Source organism: Aneurinibacillus terranovensis DSM 18919 (genome assembly GCF_000430625.1).
GTDB classification, from domain to species: domain Bacteria; phylum Bacillota; class Bacilli; order Aneurinibacillales; family Aneurinibacillaceae; genus Aneurinibacillus_B; species Aneurinibacillus_B terranovensis.
This window is the reverse complement of the sequence record NZ_KE387173.1, coordinates 130,970-132,703: the sequence shown is the minus strand read 5'-3', so window position 1 is coordinate 132,703 and position 1,734 is coordinate 130,970. Positions and strand designations below refer to the sequence as shown.

Below are 1,734 nucleotides of genomic sequence, written 5' to 3'. Positions count from 1 at the left end.
TTGTCGGGTAAAGGACTGGCGCGGTGTCGTTTGCAATCCGTTTCCAGCCCCTCCCCATAAGAACTGCTCGTGAGGTTTTCCCTCAAGCAGCTCACCCAGTAAACTTCGTCAAAAGGGTTATGTGACCTATCAAATGGCGACCACTTTCATCGGTATGCCTCTACGTTTTTAAGAGGATGGACTTTCCAATCCCAGTACAGCCCCAATACATTGTAGAGGTACTCATTACTCCATCTTCGCCATCCAACACTACGCTTTCGTCTCCGTTTTCTTCTCGTCAGCAGGGTTCGTATTTTCATTTCCGTATAGTCACGTACTTCACTGAATGCGCGGCTAGAGTTCCCGACGCGAAAGTAATTTACCCATCCGGCTAATACGGCATTTATCCGTTTCACCATGTCTTTCGCTGGGGTTGCCCCTCCATTTTGGATGAGCTCACGTATCCGCGCCTTGACTGCCATGCGTGCTTTCTTTTTCGGCGTCATGAGGATGAAGTGTCCGGTTCCACTGCGATTTGGCACTCTTCTGAAGTCAAATCCAAGGAAGGCAAATGCCTCACCTTTTAGGACGTTGACCATCCGGGTTTTCTCCAAATTTAGTTCGACACCCAAGGGCTCCAGTTGTTCTTGGAGTCTTTTAAGAGCTAATTCAGCCCATCCACGCTTGCTCGAATGTCCGCTTACGGTGATCACCATATCATCGGCAAACCGATGGTAATTGACCGCTTCGTAGTTACCTTCTGCCGTTTTACGCCGAATGGCATCAAATGCCCAGTCTACCTCGTTCAGGTAGATATTCGAAGCTAAAGGAGAGAACGGCCCCCCTTGCGGTACGCCGATCTTTCCCGCCGCTTTTATGATTTGTTTGATCAGGTGCATCACTTTCGGGTCTTGGATGCGCTTCGCCATCTTTTCCAGTAGGATCGAGTGCCGGATCGTGTCAAAGTATCGGGACAGATCCACGTCGATTACTATGGTCATGCGGCGTAGTACGCTTCGCCTTACTTCGGCTAGAGCTTGATGGGGTGATCGTTTCGGTCGAAACCCATACGAATTCGGACAGAAATCAGCTTCAAAGATCGCTTCCAGAATCAATTTCAGCGCCCCTTGTACAACGCGATCCCGAATCGTAGGAATTTGTAAAGTCCGCATCTTGCCGTTCGCCTTCGGTATATCTACCTTGCGATTGGCTTGAGGTTGATACGTTCCCATCCGGAGTTCTTCTTGAATGCTTTCGAGAAACGGGATAACGCCCTCTTGTTCCACGTCTGCAAAATTTTGTCCGTCTATGCCTGCGGCACCGCCGTTTTTCTTTGCATGTTGATACGCTTCATGAAGGGTCGTTATACTGGTTATGTGGGTAAATAATCCCCAGAATCGATGCGTAGGTTCAGCCTTCGCCTTTTGATATATCCGCTGCCTCAGCTCCTGCAAACTGATGGGTGTTTTTGTCATGGCACCCTTGCCTCCTTTAGTCATACGGATTTGTTTACCGGTCCGGGTCCTTCCCTCCCTACGCGTTTTGCTGCACGCAGATCGACAGTACTACGACCCGATCCGCCACCCTGACACCTACATGTCCCATTTCCCGATCACGGTTATAGGGACTGCCTCCTCGATGAGCTTTCTTCATCGGGTGTCGAGGGTTTCTCCAGTTTCCACATCATCTTTCACTCCATGTCGTCGCTGATACCCCGCCGGTGAGAACTGCCGTTTCAGACTCTTTCGGTCAGTT

At 50.0% G+C, this 1,734-nt stretch carries 1 protein-coding gene; it reads right to left on the bottom strand.

Annotated elements, in window-relative coordinates:
- Window positions 1-146: 146 nt before the first annotated feature.
- Window positions 147-1,454 (bottom strand): group II intron reverse transcriptase/maturase, encoded by a 1,308-nt coding sequence (gene ltrA / locus H525_RS0118480; protein ID WP_027417394.1) that lies wholly within the window; start codon window positions 1,452-1,454, stop codon window positions 147-149.
- Window positions 1,455-1,734 lie beyond the last annotated feature (280 nt).

What these genes read in the sequence shown, in the direction of transcription:
- ltrA (WP_027417394.1), bottom strand. Translation starts at nt 1,454, where the DNA reads ATGACAAAAACACCCATCAGTTTGCAGGAGCTGAGGCAGCGGATATAT.